Source organism: Rhodanobacter aciditrophus (assembly GCF_042679525.1).
In the GTDB taxonomy this organism is placed as follows: domain Bacteria; phylum Pseudomonadota; class Gammaproteobacteria; order Pseudomonadales; family Marinomonadaceae; genus Marinomonas; species Marinomonas aciditrophus.
In genome coordinates this window covers 331,408-351,335 of record NZ_JBHTMN010000003.1, presented here as the reverse complement: position 1 = coordinate 351,335, position 19,928 = coordinate 331,408, and the positions used below count along the sequence as shown (strand labels likewise).

The window sequence follows — 19,928 nt, the reverse complement described above, 5'->3', positions numbered from 1 at the left end:
CATTTAATTAATCAAGAGTGATACGGACATTCACTTGTCCGTCAGACACTCGCTCTAGCTGAAAGTCATCAATCATAACTTGCTGCTCTCCTAAAGCATTCAACCAAGCAGATACCCGAGCAAAGGGCACGTTACTGGCCCAGATCTGCAAGCTATCTTGTCCTTCGAAGTTAATCCGGTCGGCAGCGAATTGCGTCTGACTTGATGCCAAGTTCACTACCTGCAATAGCTCTGTTCCATCTCTGTCCTCAAAAGTCGGCTCAGAAACTTTACTGGAAGCAATCTGTTGTGCATTCACTAACAATTGCTGATATTGCCCATTCGCCCTCGTGAGCCTTTGCTGTGCATCCAGCTTCGCTTGATAAGCCGGTTGCCAAACACCATAAAACAACCCAAGGACCAAAAGAAGCGCCAAGCCAACCATGATCAACAAACGCTCTCGCTGAGTGCGGGCGCAGAAAGCCAGCCAAATGGCATACAGACTTGGGCTTTGTTGAAACTGCTGAACAAACCACTGTTTCATCATAAACCTCCCTGCACGACAAAGACGCCCCGGTAGCTTTGATCAGAACGAATCACTTGGGCTAATTGGGCTTGGAAACCGGCTTCACGCAGCTGATTTTGAAGCCTTTCTAATTGGCTTCGATTAGTAACAATCCACTCAAAACGATAACCACCATCCCGATAAGAAACCTGCTGCAAACCATTCCCTAAGGTCAGTTGAGCGCTCGCTTCTTCTAAAGCCACTAAAAATTCATAGGGGGTTCGTTGCACTTCAGGCGAACTCATCTGGCCATTTAAACGAGCCTGAATCTGTCTATTTAAATTCACTACTCGCCCTTCCTCTGGCGCAAGCTTTAAAAAAGCCTGGGCACCCGCCTGCTCAACTTGGTATGCCTCCTGATCTAGGGCATCCGCTTGCTGGTAATTGAAAACCGTCTGAACCAATAAGGCGATAATGCATAAGCCTGCTACCCAAGCCCAACGAGCAACGCCCTTACCTAGGGCTGGAGCATTGGAAAAAGCCCCTTGTAACAGGGATGCCTGACGCCATTGGGAATCCTTGTTCAAAAAAGTAACAATATCGCCCACCGAGATTTGCTTCACGTCTTCCTGAGAAGTACGTAACACCTCAGGAACATGACAAATTTGCATGTGACTCACTGCCATCAGGTCGCCTTCCAATGCCACCTGTTGTGTCGTTTCTAAAGCCACAAAGTACTGGGGAGGCAGAACAAAGCTAGAGATAAACTGGGCGGATTGGCTAATGTCTTGCCAATGCTCCATCAGCTCAGTCGATACGCCTGCCACAAACACACCCGAGCTCTTTTCACGACGAGCCACAAAATGCATGGTTTCTAATGCTTCCCCTACAAAAGGCTCCATCAAATAAGGTGTTAAACGATGGATATGACGCAACTGCTGCTTGGGAACCTCTAGTAATCGATAATGAATACGGTAGGAAGGCGGTAAGACAATCAATTCACTACGTTTGGAAACATCTGGAATAAGCCGTTCCAGACTTTGAAGGAAGTCTTGTTGACACGCACAGGTCCCTTGCTCTGACAGTTCAGCACCTAGAAACAGCCACCAATCATAAGAATAGTCCGATTGCGCCAGTTCATTTAACTGTAATACCAATCTAAACACTAAGATCGTCTCCGCATCTAATTTGATTCCTGCGCTGCCAGTAAAGCTTTCGATAGTACGTCAAAAGGCCCAAAGGCGCGAGCCACAGGGACTATTGCGCCCGCGTCAGTTTTCGCCAACTGACTATACAAATAGTAAGGGTACCCTTGATCCATAAAGGTCACGTACACATCCACAAAATGCACATCGACACGCCAATTTTCTGCAACCAATTGCTGATCTTCAAGGGCTTCTAAGCCTAGAAAATCATCTAGAGTCATGAACCCTGATGTTTGAATGCGCGCCTCTAACTGCTCCTGCTGGTCCGCATCAAGATCCGGCAATAAAGCATTGATCAACACCGATGACATTCGATTCACATTAACCCCTGCGTCATTGGGCAAGGCACAAACATAAGGAGCAATGGCCTGTAAGACAGCTTCATCCAAGCCTAGAAGCTCCCATTCTGACGCAGACACTATGGCCGTATCCCCGGTTCTATAGGGTTGTTGTTTACCTTGGTAGAATTCATCTTCACGGCTACTACTGGCTGACCAATCCTGGTCAGCATCTATCCAATCAGTGAGATAGTTCACCCAGTCATCCGAGAGCGAAAGCTCAGAAGACAATCGCTGCAAGCGCTGGCGGGTCACCTCCCTTAATTCATCGTCCCCTAGAGCATTCACATTAAGACAGCTTTGTCGCTCAATGATCTGTATCTCTAAACGGCGATTCTCACCTTCTAACGGAAACACCTGCTGGGTCCATTGCCAAGGGGCACTCCAGTTGATACCCGCTTCAGACTCTGATCCCAGCTCATCGGAGGCAAGCCAAGACATAGCCCAAGCCTCCCCGCCCAACAAGGTTTCCTTTTGAGCGGTTTCCCGTTGGGCAAACTCCGCAACACTTAGGGTTTGCTCCATGGTATTTAGAAGATTGACCGCTATACCGCTGACAATGGCAAACACCATAAGCGCCAAGATAAGCGCCACACCTCGCTGTCGAGCTCGCCTCATAGATCCCCTCCCGATACCGCCTCTGAAGGAATACCAGGGAGCTCAATTAAACGCGTGAAACTACCCAAGGCTTCTGTTTTAAACTCTATGCGCAGGGCAATTGGCTGCTCCGTTAAGACACTTGCACCGGGCAAAGTGGTTTCAAGGGGCCAGCTAGATTGCCAACCGGAAGCTGTTAACACCTGAGCACGAATGGCTTGAATGCCTTCCAATTGCTGTAATACTGGCTGAGATGTTTGATCACGATCTAACACCCGCCAAAAGCGCCGTTCCAGCCCGTCGGCTGTATTGCGATATTCAACCCGTTGCAACCTAGAGCGCATTGCTCCTAATGGGTTGTTCCAACCACTTCGGGTCCACTGTAAGGCCCCCTCTTGGATACTTAATGCCGGTTGCACCTCACCTAGCCCATCTCGAATGGGTCTTTGGATAAATTGCTCCGCATCTGACTGCACCCAGTTGACCGCCCGAGTAATCTTCTCTAGCTGACTTCCCTGCGCTCCGACACGGTTTTGAAGCTGTAAAGATGAATTCAGCATGTCAAAACTGACCGCCCCTACAAAGCCTAAGATCCCCAATACAATCAGTAGTTCTATGAGGGTAAATCCCTTAGAAACGGACCTCATTGGCGGTCTCCAAGATGAGGAAGATAACTGCTTAGGCGATACATAGGAGTTATCTCAGAGCCCAAAAACACCTGCACTTCAATACGATCCAGTTGGGCTGTTTGCTTAGACAATTGAATTCGAGTTAGCCATTGCCGCCCCGCTTGCTCCACACGCTGATCACCTAACTCAGGAGACTGACCTTGACGGAGACTTAACCGCATGGCCGTAACTCGATCTTTCGCCACCCAGGTAGCAATCACCTTATTGGCTAAATAGCGGCTTTGATCGGTGGATGTTTGTGTCGTTTGCAGGAGTACTACCCCCACCAGACCTAGGATGACTAGGGCTATCAGCACCTCAATCAGAGTGAACCCACGGTTATTGAAGCGCCAAGGCATTAATGCCATCCCCCGTGATAGTACGCTGATCGCCTTGCTCACTGATTAATGTCCACTGAAAGGGCAAATACTCCCCATTAGACAAGATCACTAGGTCAACGGAATCCGGCCCATCCAAAACGCCAACGGCACTATTTAGCTGGGATTCATCGAGTAATAAACGGGAACGTATTTGATCAGATAGGTATAGGCCTTGCTCTTGCTCCCAGTTACCATTTTTTAAAATAAACCAGCTCACCGCCCCCTCATCCAGCTCGACAAAACGGGACTCCCCCTGTAACCAAGCTTGATCAATCTGGCTTTGCAACGCCTGTCGTAGAGAAGAAGCTTCCCTCTCGAGCTTTGCCCCCTCTCCATCAAAACTAAGATTAGGAGTGACTAACCCGAGCAATCCCCCCAGGATTGCCAGCACAATCAAAAGCTCTAACAGGGTGAACGCATTTTGACGAGCCACTGGACGCCTTATAAATCACTCGGAGACAAGTCTGCTGCATCACCCTCGCCCCCTTCGCGCCCATCTGAGCCGAGGGATAAAAGGTCATAATCCCCAGCAGATCCCGGGCTTACATAGAGAAATTCATTACCCCAAGGATCAAGAGGTAATTTCGGCATATAACCTCCCGACTTCCAATTCTTTGCCTCTGGGTAACCTGTTGGCTTAGTGACTAAGGCCTGCAAGCCTTGAGAAGTAGACGGGAAGGTGCCGTTATCAAGTTTATAAAGACTTAGGGCTGACATGACGTTTCGAATCTGTGTCTTGGCCACTGACACCTTGGCATCATCTGAACGCCCTAATAAATTTGGCGCAACCAAGCCAATTAACGCCCCTAAAATCACCAGTACAACCATCAACTCCAACAGCGTAAAACCGCTTTTCTTCTGTTTTTGACGACTCATGTTACGAGTACCTTTTGAGGTCATTTTTAACTCCTTAAATGACGCGATTGCTCTGGGGCAGAGGCAATCAGTTTAACAGTTGATTCATATTCATTATGGGTAACAAAATCGCCATCACTATCATCATGACAACGGCCCCCATGACTAACAACATAATAGGTTCAAACAAAGCCACCATGGCAGAAATCCAGTTATTGCTGTCCTGCTCCTGCTGGTAAGCAGCTTTATTGAGCATCTTATCCAATTCGCCACTGCGTTCCCCGCTGATGATTAATTGCAGCATCATGGGCGGCAGCAGCTTAGTTTCATTTAAGGTGTCTCCCAGTGACACCCCTTCTTTAACTCGATCTCTGGCTTCTAACAGAGCGCGCGCCATACGATCATTTTCTACCACTTGCGAAGCGATATTCATGGCCTCAACTAAAGCAACGCCACTGCTGGTTAGCATGGCTAAAGTCCCTATATAACGGGTGATCTGAATCGTCTTAACAAAGCGACCAATGAAAGGAACCTTTAAAAGGAGGCTATCTTGAGCGGATTTGATCCTAGGTTTTCGGATCAACCAAGCATAGCAAACCAGTAACCCAGCGAATGCCAATAAGATCACTTGTCCATAATCACTTATGGCATCACTGACTCCCAGCATCACCTGAGTGATACCAGGCAATTCAGCGCCCTGTTTATTAAACACAGAGACAATGTCTGGCATCACTGAGCCCAGCAAAAATACCACGATTGAAATAGCGACCAAGGTCAAAATAGCAGGGTACAAAAGTGCCATTTGTACTTTTTGATTGTTAGCCCGTGTGCGCTCGGAAAAATCTGCCAACGCCATTAACACGGCGGCTAAATGGCCAGACTCTTCCCCAGCCTTGATACTTGCACGATACAAAATTGGGAAGGCTTTAGGATACAAACCAATGGCAGCCGCCAAAGGTTGGCCCTCCAACACTTTTGAACGAATCGCCAGCAACATGGCGCGAGTCTTTTGCTTACCCGCTTGATTTGCGACACCCGCTAGGGATTCTTCTATGGGAAGCCCAGCATCAATCAAGGTAGCCAGTTGGCGGGTCACCAGAGCACGGTCTTTAATAGAAATAGCAGGCGAGAACAGAGACGGTTTGTCCGTTAAGGCTTTGCCTTGGCGGATTTGTAGGGCCACCAACTCCATATCACGGAGCTTTTGACGAGCATGGCGCTCGTTATCCGCCTCTAGAACACCTTTTTTTTTCTTGCCTGACGGGGTCAAGGCTTGGTATTCAAAAGCTGCCATCAGAGGTGCTCTACATCGGTTAAGGGCTGTACGTCTTCATTAGAGACACGCAACACTTCTTCAAGGCTCGTCAGTCCTGCACGTACTTTGTTTAATCCATCGGCTCTCAGGCTTGGACGAATGGTACGCACATAGCGGGCCATGTCTTGTTCACCCGCACCTTGGTGGATTTTTTCTTGCAATACGTCGTCCACTACTATGATTTCATAGAGCCCTAAACGCCCTCTAAAACCTTGGTGATGACAAGCATCACATCCCACAGGACGATATAAGGTCATTGGCTCTTCTTCACCCATGAGTGACCGCATTGTGTCGTCCGCTTCGACCGGGGCCTTACAGTGATCACACAAACGACGCACTAGCCTTTGGGCCAACACCCCCACTACAGAAGAGGACAACAAAAATGGCTCCACCCCCATATCTTGCAGACGAGTAATCGCGCCCACTGCACTGTTAGTATGAAGTGTGGATAAAACCAAGTGCCCTGTTAGGGACGCCTGCACAGCGATTTCAGCGGTTTCTTTATCTCGAATCTCACCGATCATCACCACATCAGGGTCCTGACGGAGAATTGCCCTTAGCCCACGGGCGAAAGTCATATCTGCCTTGGTATTCACTTGGGTCTGGCCAATACCCTCGATGTGGTACTCCACCGGATCTTCCACAGTCATGATGTTACGCTTGCCATCATTAAGATACGTTAAAGAAGCATACAAAGACGTGGTTTTGCCCGAGCCAGTGGGGCCAGTAACGAGCAAAATACCATGGGGCTGATCTAATAATTGGCGGACTAATTGTCGATCTCCATCCCCCATTCCAAGATGACTAAGATCCAACTTACCAGCTTGCTTTGATAGCAAACGCATCACGATCCGCTCGCCGTGGGTGGACGGCAAGGTAGAAACACGAACATCCGTATCTTGACCTGAAATGCGCAACAGGATTCGACCATCCTGAGGTACCCGCTTTTCTGCGATATCAAGTTTCGCCATAACTTTAATGCGCGACACCAGCATTGGCGCCAATGCCCGTTTAGGTGAAACTACTTCTCGCAACACACCATCCACACGAAAACGCACCTGTAGGCGGCGCTCAAAGGTCTCAATGTGGATATCCGAAGCGCCTTCTTTGATCGCTTCGCTTAAGATGGCATTGATCAAACGAATAATAGGGGCATCACCTTCATTCTCGAGCAAGTCTTCATTCTCGGGAATGGCATCTGCAACGGACTCGAGATCATCACCCAAGCCCTGAACGTTCGCTAAGGTTTGACCACCTTCCCGTTGATAAAAATTCACCACTTCAGCATCGAAAGCATCCGCTTCTAACAAGCGAATTTGAGGGATGATAGGACTCACACGAAGCCCTTCATTGAGGGCAGCAAGGGATGCACTCGCCTTATGGGCGAGCACCCACTGATCGGCGTCTTGAAATAACAAAACGCCGTTCTCTTTCACAAATGAATAGGTTAAAGCAGACAACGACACATCCTTAGCCGCGCTAAGAGAGTTTAACTAGAAATTCCAGTAACCATTTAACCCCACATTCCAAAAACTGACAATGTTTTCAGGGATGATGGCATAACGGTTACGGTTTAATTCTGAGTTATAACCAATATTCTCTTTCAGCTCTCCACGTAAGCGATAAGAATAATTGGCTTTAGCTAAAACACCTAGGTTTTCAGTAAAGCGCCAACCGTAACCTACGTACGCATCAATATTGTAGCCATCGAACATAGATGAAAAGTTATACTGTGGCTTCGACGTGTTGATCGCTTCGTAGTACACTGGCACCCCTAAAGTTGCTCCAAATTGCCAACGGGCACCCGTATCAGCGGATTTAAAACGCGTATCATAGCGGTAACCCACTTGAGCCATGAAACTTGTAAATGTCTCGGTATAGTTAACGATCTGACCGTCTACAAAGGATAAACCGTATTTTGAATCGTACTCAGATTCAGTTAGCGAGGTTGTCTCTCCTGCGTAACGCACATCATTAAACGTATCAACATCTGAACCTGCCTGGAAACTATTACGGTCCATCAAATTACGACGGTACCCAACCCCAGCAATTACCTGATGCCCACTCCCCATTAAATAGCCAAACAACAAATCAATGGCATTATGATTAGAAGTCATTTTGTTTTTCTGGTGTTCCCCAGAACCATTTGGACTACTAAACGTCCAAGACTCATCATCTGTTGAAGCATAAAGAGTGCTGACAGTATTAATATAAAAGCCCGTTCTTTCACCTATTGCAGTGTAACCACCAGAGTAGTTAAACACCTGAAAGTTGGAAGGGTTCGTTTCAAAATTAACATTGCCTGTTACCGTTCCGCTCTCTTTATAAGTCAGAGTACCGCCAGCAAAACCAATGTAGGTAAAAGGTTCGTTATTAATATCCGCGTGCACTGCGCCAGACAGGGCGAGGCCAGCTAAAAGAATTTTCTTCATAAGATAAAAGCTCCACAAAAAAGCCGCCAACTTAACGTTGGCGGCTTTTTTTACATCTTCTTTATTCAGTGATAGTAAGATTTGTTGTTAGAACATTATTGTAGGTTGTTGACCCGTCCGTAAATCCAAATGTTTTACAAGCGCTATCAGATTTAGGCACAGAAGTAGCCGTTCTAAGCCCCCACCCGGCAAAGGTCGTATCAGTAGAGTCGCCACTGAAATCAGAATACCAGGTCGCGTTTTGATCAAACGCTTCAGAAGAAAACAGGAATTTACCATAATCTCCAGTACCTGGGGATCCTGCAGTACCCAAACCTAGATACTGACTCTGATCCCCACTAGCTACAGCCTCTACTCGGTAAGCTTTGATCTGGAAACTACCATAAGAAGTAGTAACTTGAACTACACCATCAGAGATCTTAGACCAAGTAGAACCTTGCATGGAGCCAAGCTGATCATCATCACTACTTCCTACACCAGAGTCAAAGGCATAACATACATCAACACTACCTTTAGTAGCAGAGTCCGTTTCTCCGCTAAAGAAGAATATTACACGGCCTTTTTCGGAAGCTGAATTACTTGCATCGTCCACCCCAGACATAGCTAGGAAACGGTTTGCCCAAAGGGAATCAGGAACATCCGCGAGCGTAGAGTCGCTAACTGAGCTTGTGTATGAATCAGTTGAGCTTTTAGATTCAACATCCTTAGCTAATAAACCCACATCAATGGTTACACCATCAACATTTGAATCCGTAATCGCAGCATCCAGTGCTGTATTAAAGTTAGCTGATTCTACATTTTGAGATACGGTAGTTACTGTTGCTTTGGCACCAGATGTTCCTTTGGCGATGTCTTTAGACTGTGTTTTGGTTTGAGCTAGCACTGTTTCAGACTTAACCACTGCCTTCTTGAAAGCAGACTCCAGACTAGTGCTTGTGAAGTCTAAACTCCCTGTAGAGCTTTTAACGCTGCTGTCAACGGTATCAGCCACATCTCCAACATCATCAAGTGTAACAACGTTAGTAAACTTAGCTTTCACTGATGCCGCAGATTCTGAATCATCAAGCGAAGCATATTTCTCTGCGAACTTATCTAACGCCGCATCAGCAATAGCAGTAAGATCATCATCGTCTAATGCGTCCAAGCTACTAGCAGTAACGGATGAATTATCGCCATTCAAAGCTTCTGCCAAGGCAACCGCAACAAACTCAGATGTGGATTTAACCCCGGGTTTATCATCAGAAGTTAGACCCAGTTCAATTCCCGCTTCATCCGCGGCGGCATCTAGAATCACTGCAATAGAATCGATTACTTTCTGTAAACGATATGCAACCTTAAATAGCTTTTCTTTCGTTGTAGCCTCTTCAGTAGTCATACCATCACGATCACTAAAATCTGTTTCTAGAATCGTAGACAAGGTATCGGTGCTAGTCATGGCACCTAAAGTAACCAAAAGAGTCTTCAACTGAGCATCAGTTAAAGATGAACCAAGGCTTGTCAATGGAGATAACATTGGGACTCTTGATCCAGAAGCATATTCCTCAGCCTGAGCCTTGGTAACATTCTGACTCATTATTCCGTAGAAGGGTTCGCCTGAATCTAAATCGGTCCCGCCAGCGATTTTAATTTTTGCGGATGTTTGAACTGCTGCGGTATTCAAACAATATGGACTGTCATCTAACTGACAATAATTAATTGCTTCCTCTGTTCCAATAGCAGGGCGATAAGAGAAATACCCATCCTCATCCGTATTAGCATATGGTTCGAAAGAATCAATCGCACCATTATCATTCAAATCGACCCAAACGGTACCATTAGCAATACGACCATCAACCACAAGCCCAGTAAAAGAAGTACTGGAATTAGCACCAGAATCTTGGGAGCCACTGTCTCCACCGCAGCTGATCAAAGCTAGAGACATCGCTGCAACACTGCATGCAATAGAAGTTTTCTTAAAATTCATTTTAGCAATCTCCATTAAAAGGCACTTTCTATACCAGCACTTAGGTACAAGCTTCGTGGCACTTCGTCACCATCGACTTCGATAGATTCAAGACCATATGCAAGATCAAAATTTAAACGCTTAAACAAAGTAGCGCCTAAAGTTAGGTAACTTAATTCCGTACCCGCCATGTTTTTCTTGTAACCTACGCGTACAGCAGGGATCCATACGTTTTTACTATAGTAAGACGTACCAATAGTGGCCCATTGATATTTGTCGCCGATCAAATCAGAAATTTCATTCATCTCATAGCTACCCGCAAGGGCAAGCTGCTGATCAAGAATGTATACTGAAGCATCAAGCGTAAACTGCCTTTCCATAGTATGCGTTTCGTCTAAGGCAATTTCGCCCTCCCCAGCAAACTCAAGCGCTGCATAACAACTCGCTTGCTTACTGGTTTCTAGCGAAGAACAAGTTTCATTCAGAGAACCATATTCAAAGGACGGTTCATTTAAATTGCTTGCAGTAAAGCCAACTTGGTAATAATTAGATACCCAAATAGCACCTACATCTAAACCTACGCCAAATGAAGTTTCTTGGTGATCAGCCAAAGAATCAGAAAAAGCATCACCGGAATCATCGTCTGAGCTAGCTAAATGCATTAATCCCTTACTCAAAGTCACACTATGTAAATTAACTTTGGCACCGGTTAACAACATGCCGTATTGATTCGACCAAACATCTTTTGAGTAACCCAAACCTAAGTTCAGATCTACACCGGACTTAACGTAAACAGAGGAATTAGTATTGAGGGTATAATTCGAGCCAGTAACGACAATATCAATATCATCATCTAGGAATTTACCTTGTCCTACCGCTGACAACGACATATCGATAGAAAAAGCACCATATTCGGGATGCTTGTATATTAATGGAAAGACTGGCACTTGCCCGGAGGTCATTAACTTGCCGTTGGCATCATCACCCAATGAAGCAACTATGCTGTTAGCTTTATCTTGCAAGGTCTGAGCTTGGGACGCAGAGGTAACATCCTCATCCAGCAATTCATCAAGCTCATCTATTTGATCTTGCAGAGAATCAACCTGACCCATTTCATAACCAAACCCACCTGGTCCGATAATGCCAAAGCGGAAACGGTCACCCGCTTCTGTGTCTACCATCAAAAATGGTGCAGCTGGGTTGGTAAGGGAGGTAGATAAGGAGGCGGGATTTGCGCTGGTGCCAAGTGTAAAACTTGACCCAATAGGCTGGAACACAGGAGAAGCGGCGTAGCTCACACTACATGCCAAGCTCCCTGCAACAACAAGCATCTTTTTCATTTTGAAACCTCTTGTGATTTTAACGGCATTGCGAGCGTATTTTCTCCTACGCTTACGCTGAATCTATCGACTATCTATGCAAAAAGTTTACACAATAAATTATTTTACCGCGATATTTTTACATTATTTTTATAAAGAATAAGATTATCTAGTGCAAGGTATGCTTATTTCAGGATGGGCAACAGATTTAAGAATTGAAATAAACAGCTGTTATATCAATGAATAACAGCTGTTTATATGACTAGCGGGAGGCGTTTGGTGACAGGAAGCGCCCTTCTAAACTATCAGGACGATTTGCTGACAGAGGGTGGCTTATCTCAATGGAGCGGAACGCACGGAACTTTTCTTCCGTGACAGTCGTTACGTCTTCTTGGCTTCTCAAGATGGTTGGGCGAATAAACACCAAAAGGTTTTTCTTTTGATTATCGTAGGAAGTACTGCGGAACAGAGCTCCAACAATGGGAAGGTCACCCAATAGAGGAACTTTTTGTTGGATCTCCACGACGTTGTCTTCGATCAAGCCACCCAACACTATGGTTTTCCTATTCCCTGCAATAACCGTGGTTTCGATTTCCCGCTTGGTGGTAATGGTGCCTAAGGAGCTGGGCTCAGGCGATGCGGCTTCGACCACTTGCAGCACTTCCATTCGCACTTCATCCCCAGCGTTAATGTGGGGCGTCACCTCGAGAGTCAAACCTATGTCCTCACGGGTCGTAGTGATAAAAGCATTACTACTACTATCCGCATAACCACCGGTTTGGAAAGGACGCGTTTCACCCACTAGGATTTTTGACGTTTGATTATCTAAAGTCATTATCTTAGGCGTAGATAACAGATTGGCGTTGGAGTTGCTTTCAATCGCTTGCAGGATGCCAGCCAGGTTCAGATCCCCATCACTATTAAAACTCGCCACCCCTGCCGTGAGGCCATTTGAAATAGATGGGGTGCCGGTGGCAATGCCGGTAGCGATATCCGTTAAACTATTGCCTGCGGCGGTAAAGTTCGTCCCCACCACGGGTGTCGTGGACTGGGAAGCATCACCAAACAGCCATTGAAAACCTAAGGCCTCAGAGCCCTCCATGGTCACTTCTACAATTATCGCTTCGACTAGTACTTGTGCCCTAGGGGTATCTAACTCTTTTAGCACAGATTGAATATCAACCATCACATTAGGCTCTGCGTTGACCACCAATGAGTTAGTACTTTCATCCGCTTGGATAAAGGTATTAGTCGGGCGTTGAACCCCCTCTTCGTTACCACTGCCCACTAAGCCATTCACTAATTCCGCTGTTTTGACGGCATCTGCATAACGCAAAGGAATCACCGCCAAGCGGCTGGACTTTTTAGACGGCTGATCCAAGTCTTTGATCAATTGTTCTACTTGATCCAGCTCAGCTTCCTTGCCTTTGAGTACCATGCGGTTGGTACGTTCATCAGCTATGACCCGAGTGGCCGTGGAGTTACCAGAGCTATTTCCCTCTCGATTTCCCGAGACCAGAGTATTGATCAGTTCAAGGACATCCGCCGCCCAAGCATGATCTAGATTGACGATACGAATCTGCCCTTCTACCGTGCTGTCTAAACGAGTTATCAATTGCTCTAGTTCACGAATGTTATCCGCATGATCACTAATGATTAAAGCATTTACCTCGTTTACAGAGGCAAGATGGCCATATTGGGGAATTAAAGGGCGTAAAATCGGTACAAGTTCGGACGCTAAGGCATTTTTGATGGCAATCACCCGTGTCACCAACAGCTCTCCAGCAGCTTTGCCATCAAGGTCGTAATCCAGCCCCCCTTGCTTAGCAACATTTTGCGGCAAAATCTTGATGCCTTCCGATGAATCTATGGCCGCATAACCGTGAACAGTTAATACCGACAGCAATAGTCGATAAATACCGTCTTCGTCCAATTCCGAGTTCGAGACAACCGTTACTTTACCTTTAACCCTAGGGTCAACAATAAAGCTTTTGCCCGTCATCTTAGCGACTTGCTGGATAAATACGCCTATGTCCGCCTGCTGCAGGTTAACCTGCCAAGTTTGCGCAATCAGCACGGCAGGGAAAAATAACCCCGCGAAGATCACGCTTTTGAACCACTTCCTGACGGCTAGCAACAACATTACCGATTCCCTTACCTAATTGGATAATTAACAAAAAAACGTCGATCACCTCGACGCATTTCAATTCGCGCAACACCCTGCTGGCGCATCATATCTGCCAAGCCCATATCTGCTGACACATTGCCAACTTTTTGGCTATTCACCGAAAGAATCTCATCCCCAGCCCTCAGACCAATACCAATGAGAGGGCTCCCATTAACCACTCGATAAGACTCTCCAGTAGCCTCTAAACCAGATGAAGACAACAAGGATTGGGGGTCTGATTTAAACTTTTGTTCATAGGTATCAATCATTTCAGACACAGACAGCTGGTTGATATCTTGGATAAGAGGATGGGATGAACGAGTGGAAGCAGCAGATTGACTACCTGACATGGATTGATAAGTTGAACGAGCACTCCCAGGTAATACCCCTGTGCCGGTATTTTGGACCGTTTGCTCTCGAGTCCCAGTCAGAACTTGACCGTCGTCAGTTGAGCCAAACAATGATGTCTCTTCATTCTGCTCAAAATACAGCACTTCTTTAATGCCGCTTCGTAGCAAAATAATGTGATCCCCATAGACTGCCATCAAGGTCACGCCACGCAAGATCGTTTCCCCAGCTTGATACAAGCCATCGGCCTGACCACTACTGGCTATGATCGCCATACCTTGATCCGGGGAGGAAGCGGGAAAGACGCCTTTTAGCTGGATATTTAGCTTGGTTTCACTCACTGCTTCGGACACAGCTTCTTGCTGCTCAGTGACACCAAACAAGCTACCACTTAATATTGGCAGACGGGATTCTGAGGCTTGCCCTTGGGCCACCACAGGAGGCAGAGTCGCTTGAGGATCGCCCTCCCCGAACCACAACCAACCAAGGGCAACGACCCCTGCAGCGGCGGTAGCCGTTGCAGCAAAAGTCAGTCCCCACCGAGTAGTGGATTCAAAAGTGGATAAAATTACTCGCATCTGCGCTCACATTAGGGCTGTGGTTCGCCTGTTATCTTCAACAAACCCCTAACATAATGCAAGAAAAACGCAGATAAAATATCAATTAAAGAAGAAAAGCTGACAGTGTCGCGATCCAACCCTAAAGAATTGGCTGAACCATCACAAACGCTGGGTAATCTTGCGACCCATTCCACCGTTGTCCTAATGCTTCAACCATTGAAGGCATAACAGTAACTTCAAGTTCGTTAGAAGGGAGCAACTTAACCCCCGCAAGATTGGTATTGGCTTCCGATCTAAGCTGCAAATCTGGGGCTCCAGAGTCCAATCGCCCTAACAGTTGCCAGTCTGAAAAGCGAGCACTTCGCAACGTTCGCCCTACTGGGTATTGAATTTCCCCATCGGACCAGTTCGCCACACCTCTAAATTGGGTGAAAGCTTGTTCGGCATGACTCCATTCTAGATACCAACGCTCCACCATCACAGGAGCACCTTGTACTTCAATACGCTCGCGCTTCATCAGCCCATTAAAGGTATCTGCTTCAAGGTTAAACCCCTCAATCCAGAATTTAATCGTATCTAATGATGCTTGGGCTTGACCAAAGCCCCGGAACTTAGAATGGGACACTTGCCAGTTGAAAGGCTCAAACAATGACCCCAAAGCCCAATTAACCGACACAGCACCTTTAAGATTGTGCACTTCAACTTGAGCATTGCCACGCCACCAGTGTCCTGAAATATCTTTTAAATACACATCTCGGGGCAACTGGCGCTGGATAGAGCTTTTCCAATGGGACAGAGGGGCATATGCAGCAGCAACAATCCCTGCCACAGCAACAAACCAAATAACCAGAACAATTGCTGCTTTACGTCCCAAAGAAATTTCCTCTATTGTGCTTTTAGCTTTTCGGTCAGGGCCTGCAAATCCTCAGGAGTGTCCACACCATGGGGTGGTAACTCTGCAGTGAGGGCGACCTGTACTTTAATACCTTGATGCAAAAAACGAAGCTGCTCCAACTTCTCCCATTTTTCTAACGGAGACATGGGCATTTGCGCATATTGACCAAGCAAAGCCACTCGATACACATACAAGCCCACATGACGCAAAGCTGGGTAGTCTTCTGCAATGACTTTCTTTTGCGCTGCAAACCCATCCCGATCCCAGGGCATGGTGGCACGACTGAAATACAATGCACGTCCTTTGGCATCACACACTACCTTCACCACACTGGGGTTAAAAATGTCTTCTTCTCGATGAATTGGACAGGCGACAGTGGCCATTTGTGATTCAGGGTCATCAGCCAAAGCACGCACAGCATCATGGATCAAAGAGATCGGCAACAGCGGCTCATCTCCTTGCACGTTTACCACAATTTCGTCCCCTGCCCAGCCTTTGACCGCTGCTACCTCGGCCAAACGCTCAGTGCCATTTTCATGGTCAGCTCGCGTCATCACCACCTCGGCACCAAATGCCTTAGCCGCCGCTTCAATATCCTGGTGATCGGTGGCAATGGTGACAGACTTAGCTCCTGCTTTAAGAGCCAACTCATATACCCATTGCACCACTGGCTTGTCTGCCAAGGGTGCCAACATTTTTTGCGGAAACCGCTGGGATGCATACCGCGCAGGGATGACAATATGAAAGTCAGGTAAAGTACTCATCTAGACATCTTTCTTTTCAAATTCTGGTCGGGAAGCCAATTCATAGGCAGTTTCTAATTTCATTCGAGAAGCCAACACAAGATCCGCAACTTCCCGCGCCACCGCCTGACCAGCACCGTGCTTAAGCTTAATATGACAATGCCGCTGCAATAAAACATGAGCGTCTTGGGGGCAAATAGAAATGCCCACTTTCGGCATCACCTGTAAATCGATCACGTCATCACCCACATAAGCCACTTGCTCGGGCTCTAGAGATAATAAAGCCATTAATTCGTCAAACGCAGCCGCTTTATCATGACAACCATAGTACACATGTTTCACGCCTAAATCGGACATGCGCTTACGCAGCGGGGCGGAGTCTTTTGCTGTAATCACAGCAACATTAACGCCCCATTTAGGCAGAAGCTTTAGGGCGACACCGTCTTTGACATTAAATCGCTTGATCAGCTCACCATCCGCCCCATAATAAAGGCCTCCATCGGTGAGCACACCGTCCACATCAAACACTACCAGCTTTAGAAACGGTAGCTTTTTCATTAACAAGCTACCTTGCACTAACTCTGGGTACTCTCCTAAAAAAGACGTATCCATTAGGCACTGGTATCCAAGGTTTCAAAAGTTTTAACCAGTTCATCAAGCTGTTTGATCTGCTTCAAAAACGGCTCCAATTTAGCCAAAGGTAAAGCACATGGGCCGTCACACTTGGCATTATTTGGATCTGGATGGGTTTCTAAGAACATACTAGACAAGCTCAACGCCATACCTGCACGGGCAAGCTCAGTCACTTGAGCACGTCGACCGTCAGCAGAATCCGAGCGGCCACCTGGACGTTGTAACGAATGAGTCACATCAAACATGATTGGGTAGTCAAATTGCTTCATTTCCCCAAAGCCCAGCATGTCGACCACTAGGTTGTTGTAACCAAACATGGTGCCACGCTCACACAGCATCAAGTTGTCATTACCTGCTTCTTGGCACTTGGTTAAAATGTGTTTCATTTCGTGGGGGGCTAGGAACTGGGCTTTTTTAATGTTGATCACGGCACCCGTCTTTGCCATTTCGACCACTAGATCAGTCTGACGTGATAAAAATGCGGGCAGCTGAATCACATCCGCCACCTCTGCCACAGGCGCACACTGGTCATTTTCATGTACATCCGTGATCACAGGTACACCAAAGGTATCTTTGATTTCTTGTAAAATCTTCAGACCTTCTTCCATGCCGGGACCGCGGAAAGAGTTAATAGAAGAGCGGTTCGCCTTGTCAAAGGAGCCTTTAAAAACGTAAGGAATACCGAGCTTCTCTGTCACTTTCACATGCTCTTCCGCTACCTTCATCGCCAGATCACGGGATTCGAGCACATTCATACCACTAAACAAAACAAATGGTAGGTGGTTAGCGACTTCGATTTTGTCTCCAATACGGATTACTTTGCTTGTTTCAGCCATAACGTTGGGATTCCCTTGAATAAAATTATCGATCGTAGATTTCGAGTATACCAGTGACCGCTTGTTGATCGTCTACTGCGACCAACAAGGTAATTTTGTCTCTAAGCATACGTTCTTCCGCTTCCACAATCATGGTGTCTTGTGAAATCGTTTTTGGATTTGAGGTCATCAGCTCAGCCATGGTTTTATTCAGCATGCCCGCAGCATCTTTTAACATGGCACGACGCAAATCGCCGTCGGTGAAGATACCGACTAAGCGATCTTCTTCCTGCACCAACACTACACCTTTGCGTCCTTGGGTCATGACGGCGATGGCCTCTTGCAATGAAGTGTTCGGGGCACAGAAGGGTAGATTATCTTTGTGCATTAAGTCTTTAACGCGTGTTAACAGCTTACGCCCTAGGCTGCCACCTGGGTGAAAACGCGCAAAGTCCTGGGGCTGAAAATCGCGACACTGCATCAAAGCCACGGCTAAGGCATCCCCCATGGCAATGGTCATAGTGGTAGAGGTTGTTGGCGCTAAATTGTTAGGGCAAGTTTCACGATCAATGGCAATATCGAGCACGCAATCACTGTGCTGGCCCAGGGTAGAATCAGGATTTCCCACGATGGCAATAGATCGGTTTCCAAATTCCTTGAGAGACGGCAATAAGCGCACCACTTCTTCTGTCTCACCAGAGTAACTAATCAGCACCAGCACATCATCTTCTTGAACCATGCCAAGGTCACCGTGAAACGCTTCACCTGGATGCATAAAGAAAGATGGAGTACCGGTAGAAGCCAAAGTCGCGGCAATTTTTTTGCCTACGATGCCAGATTTACCCATGCCACAAATAATGGTGCGGCCACGGCATTGCAGTATCATCTCAACGGCATTAGAGAAATTATCATCGATACGCTGGGCTAAACCAATCAGTGCTTGCCCTTGGGTGTTTAAGGTGGTTTTTGCGCTGTGAATTAATGAATCAGCGGTGTAGGAAACTTGAGGGGACTTATCACTCATGAGCCAACTTGCCTTTATTAGTGTTGGCTGCATTATACAGGGGCAAGCTTTGAACGCCTACCAAGATTGGTCGGCGTTCAAGCTTCTTGACACTATTTCAAGCAAGAAAGGTACTGATTACCTAATTCTTCAAGAAATGCACTATAAGTGTCTACTTGGTAAGTGCTGCCCAATGGATCCAACACTGCGCTTTTAACGTCTGTCCCTGCAATAAGGGTCTTCACAATTCCAGGGCTAAATTGAGGCTCGCTAAAGATGCACTCAACTTTGTGCTCTTCTATTTCTTCACGCAGCTTGGCAACGGTTTGTGCGCCAGGTTTGCGTTCTGGGCTCACCGTCACAGCACCTTGGTTGTTTAGACCGTAGTGGGCCTCAAAGTAGCCATAAGCCTCATGAAAAACAAAGTAAGGCACGTCATGAACAGGCTCCAACTGTGCCGCCAAACGCTTGTCTGCTTGCTCAAGATCGTTAACGAAGGTCGCGTAGTTTGCTTCAAACGCTTCTGCATTGTCAGGATCTAAAGCGGCGAGTCGATCCGCCACGGCATGGGCTAGGACTTTTGCATTATCTGGGTCTAACCAAACATGGGGATCCGTACCTGTGTGACTGTGCCCATGATGGTCATGGCCTTCGTGATCTTCGTGGTCATGGCCCTCGTGTTCTTCATGATCATGGCCCTCATGATCTTCATGATCATGGCCCTCATGATCTTCATGATCATGACCTTCGTGATCTTCATGGTCATGGCCTTCGTGATCTTCATGATCATGGCCTTCGTGATCTTCATGATCATGGCCTTCGTGATCTTCATGGTCATGGCCCTCGTGATCTTCATGGTCATGGCCTTCGTGATCGTGTTCTTCGCCAAACTCTCGCAGTGTTAGGCCATTTAAAGCCATCCACTCTAGATCCTTCTTAGCATTTAAGTTTGCTAATGGCTTCTCTAAAAAAGTCTCTAGGGACTCGCCTACCCACACCACAAGCTCTGCATCATTCAATTTTCTTAGGTCTGATGGGCGTAACGCAAAATCATGGGGAGACGCTTGATTATTAATCAGCTGTTCAACAGTGACATGTTCACCCCCAATAGCTCCCACAATTAAAGACACAGGTTTTACCGTGGTAACGACTTGCGTATTAGCAAGAGCAGACACAGATAAAAGAAGAGAAAGAGGCAAAGCAGACTTAAGCATGATTTAAAACCCAAC

At 46.8% G+C, this 19,928-nt stretch carries 20 protein-coding genes; all 20 read right to left on the bottom strand.

All coding sequences use genetic code 11. The annotated features are described in order from the left end of the window. Window positions 1-7: 7 nt before the first annotated feature. The gene (gene gspM, locus ACFQ45_RS02300) at window positions 8-526 is read right to left on the bottom strand and encodes a type II secretion system protein GspM (RefSeq protein ID WP_377364905.1); all 519 of its coding nucleotides are present in this window, start codon (window positions 524-526) and stop codon (window positions 8-10) included. Then, window positions 523-1,650, bottom strand: a complete 1,128-nt coding sequence (gene gspL, locus ACFQ45_RS02295) for a type II secretion system protein GspL (RefSeq protein WP_377364903.1) — start codon at window positions 1,648-1,650, stop codon at window positions 523-525. The genes gspM and gspL overlap by 4 nt, the downstream gene beginning before the upstream one ends. Before the next feature lie 17 nt (window positions 1,651-1,667). Next, window positions 1,668-2,645: a type II secretion system minor pseudopilin GspK gene (gene gspK, locus ACFQ45_RS02290; RefSeq protein WP_377364901.1), complete on the bottom strand. Its 978-nt coding sequence runs from the start codon at window positions 2,643-2,645 to the stop codon at window positions 1,668-1,670. Next, entirely contained in the window at window positions 2,642-3,271 is a 630-nt protein-coding gene (gspJ, locus tag ACFQ45_RS02285) for a type II secretion system minor pseudopilin GspJ (RefSeq protein ID WP_377364899.1), read from the bottom strand. The genes gspK and gspJ overlap by 4 nt, the downstream gene beginning before the upstream one ends. Further along, window positions 3,268-3,651 carry a type II secretion system minor pseudopilin GspI gene (gene gspI, locus ACFQ45_RS02280; protein WP_377364897.1) on the bottom strand — a complete coding sequence of 128 codons (384 nt, stop codon included), beginning with the start codon at window positions 3,649-3,651 and terminating at the stop codon, window positions 3,268-3,270. The genes gspJ and gspI overlap by 4 nt, the downstream gene beginning before the upstream one ends. Continuing rightward, a complete protein-coding gene (locus tag ACFQ45_RS02275; RefSeq protein ID WP_377364895.1) occupies window positions 3,632-4,105 on the bottom strand; it encodes a pilus assembly FimT family protein in 474 nt (157 codons plus the stop codon). The genes gspI and ACFQ45_RS02275 overlap by 20 nt, the downstream gene beginning before the upstream one ends. Window positions 4,106-4,113: 8 nt before the next feature. Beyond that, window positions 4,114-4,572 carry a type II secretion system major pseudopilin GspG gene (gspG, locus tag ACFQ45_RS02270; RefSeq protein ID WP_377364893.1) on the bottom strand — a complete coding sequence of 153 codons (459 nt, stop codon included), beginning with the start codon at window positions 4,570-4,572 and terminating at the stop codon, window positions 4,114-4,116. A 43-nt stretch (window positions 4,573-4,615) separates the two neighbouring features. Then, window positions 4,616-5,821 carry a type II secretion system inner membrane protein GspF gene (gene gspF, locus ACFQ45_RS02265; protein WP_377364891.1) on the bottom strand — a complete coding sequence of 402 codons (1,206 nt, stop codon included), beginning with the start codon at window positions 5,819-5,821 and terminating at the stop codon, window positions 4,616-4,618. After that, window positions 5,821-7,308, bottom strand: a complete 1,488-nt coding sequence (gene gspE, locus ACFQ45_RS02260; protein WP_377364889.1) for a type II secretion system ATPase GspE — start codon at window positions 7,306-7,308, stop codon at window positions 5,821-5,823. The genes gspF and gspE overlap by 1 nt, the downstream gene beginning before the upstream one ends. A 27-nt stretch (window positions 7,309-7,335) precedes the next feature. Further along, the gene (locus tag ACFQ45_RS02255) at window positions 7,336-8,274 is read right to left on the bottom strand and encodes a hypothetical protein (protein WP_377364887.1); all 939 of its coding nucleotides are present in this window, start codon (window positions 8,272-8,274) and stop codon (window positions 7,336-7,338) included. Window positions 8,275-8,335: 61 nt separating this feature from the next. Continuing rightward, complete coding sequence (locus ACFQ45_RS02250; protein ID WP_377364885.1) at window positions 8,336-10,252, bottom strand: hypothetical protein; 1,917 nt, start codon at window positions 10,250-10,252, stop codon at window positions 8,336-8,338. Next, window positions 10,252-11,556: a conjugal transfer protein TraF gene (traF, locus tag ACFQ45_RS02245; protein WP_377364883.1), complete on the bottom strand. Its 1,305-nt coding sequence runs from the start codon at window positions 11,554-11,556 to the stop codon at window positions 10,252-10,254. Before traF ends, ACFQ45_RS02250 begins: the two co-directional genes overlap by 1 nt. Window positions 11,557-11,797: 241 nt before the next feature. Then, on the bottom strand, window positions 11,798-13,678 hold the full coding sequence (gene gspD, locus ACFQ45_RS02240) for a type II secretion system secretin GspD (RefSeq protein ID WP_377364881.1): 1,881 nt from the start codon (window positions 13,676-13,678) through the stop codon (window positions 11,798-11,800). An 11-nt stretch (window positions 13,679-13,689) separates the two neighbouring features. After that, a complete protein-coding gene (locus ACFQ45_RS02235; protein ID WP_377364879.1) occupies window positions 13,690-14,628 on the bottom strand; it encodes a type II secretion system protein N in 939 nt (312 codons plus the stop codon). Window positions 14,629-14,749: 121 nt separating this feature from the next. Further along, window positions 14,750-15,484, bottom strand: coding sequence for a hypothetical protein (locus ACFQ45_RS02230; protein WP_377364877.1), 735 nt, complete (start codon window positions 15,482-15,484; stop codon window positions 14,750-14,752). A gap of 11 nt (window positions 15,485-15,495) precedes the next feature. After that, on the bottom strand, window positions 15,496-16,269 hold the full coding sequence (gene kdsB / locus ACFQ45_RS02225) for a 3-deoxy-manno-octulosonate cytidylyltransferase (RefSeq protein WP_377364875.1): 774 nt from the start codon (window positions 16,267-16,269) through the stop codon (window positions 15,496-15,498). Further along, on the bottom strand, window positions 16,270-16,860 hold the full coding sequence (locus ACFQ45_RS02220) for a KdsC family phosphatase (protein ID WP_377364873.1): 591 nt from the start codon (window positions 16,858-16,860) through the stop codon (window positions 16,270-16,272). Then, window positions 16,860-17,717, bottom strand: coding sequence for a 3-deoxy-8-phosphooctulonate synthase (kdsA, locus tag ACFQ45_RS02215; RefSeq protein ID WP_377364871.1), 858 nt, complete (start codon window positions 17,715-17,717; stop codon window positions 16,860-16,862). Before kdsA ends, ACFQ45_RS02220 begins: the two co-directional genes overlap by 1 nt. 25 nt (window positions 17,718-17,742) lie before the next feature. Then, a complete protein-coding gene (locus ACFQ45_RS02210) occupies window positions 17,743-18,720 on the bottom strand; it encodes a KpsF/GutQ family sugar-phosphate isomerase (RefSeq protein WP_377364869.1) in 978 nt (325 codons plus the stop codon). Window positions 18,721-18,812: 92 nt separating this feature from the next. Beyond that, a complete protein-coding gene (gene znuA, locus ACFQ45_RS02205) occupies window positions 18,813-19,913 on the bottom strand; it encodes a zinc ABC transporter substrate-binding protein ZnuA (protein ID WP_377364867.1) in 1,101 nt (366 codons plus the stop codon). Window positions 19,914-19,928: the final 15 nt, after the last annotated feature.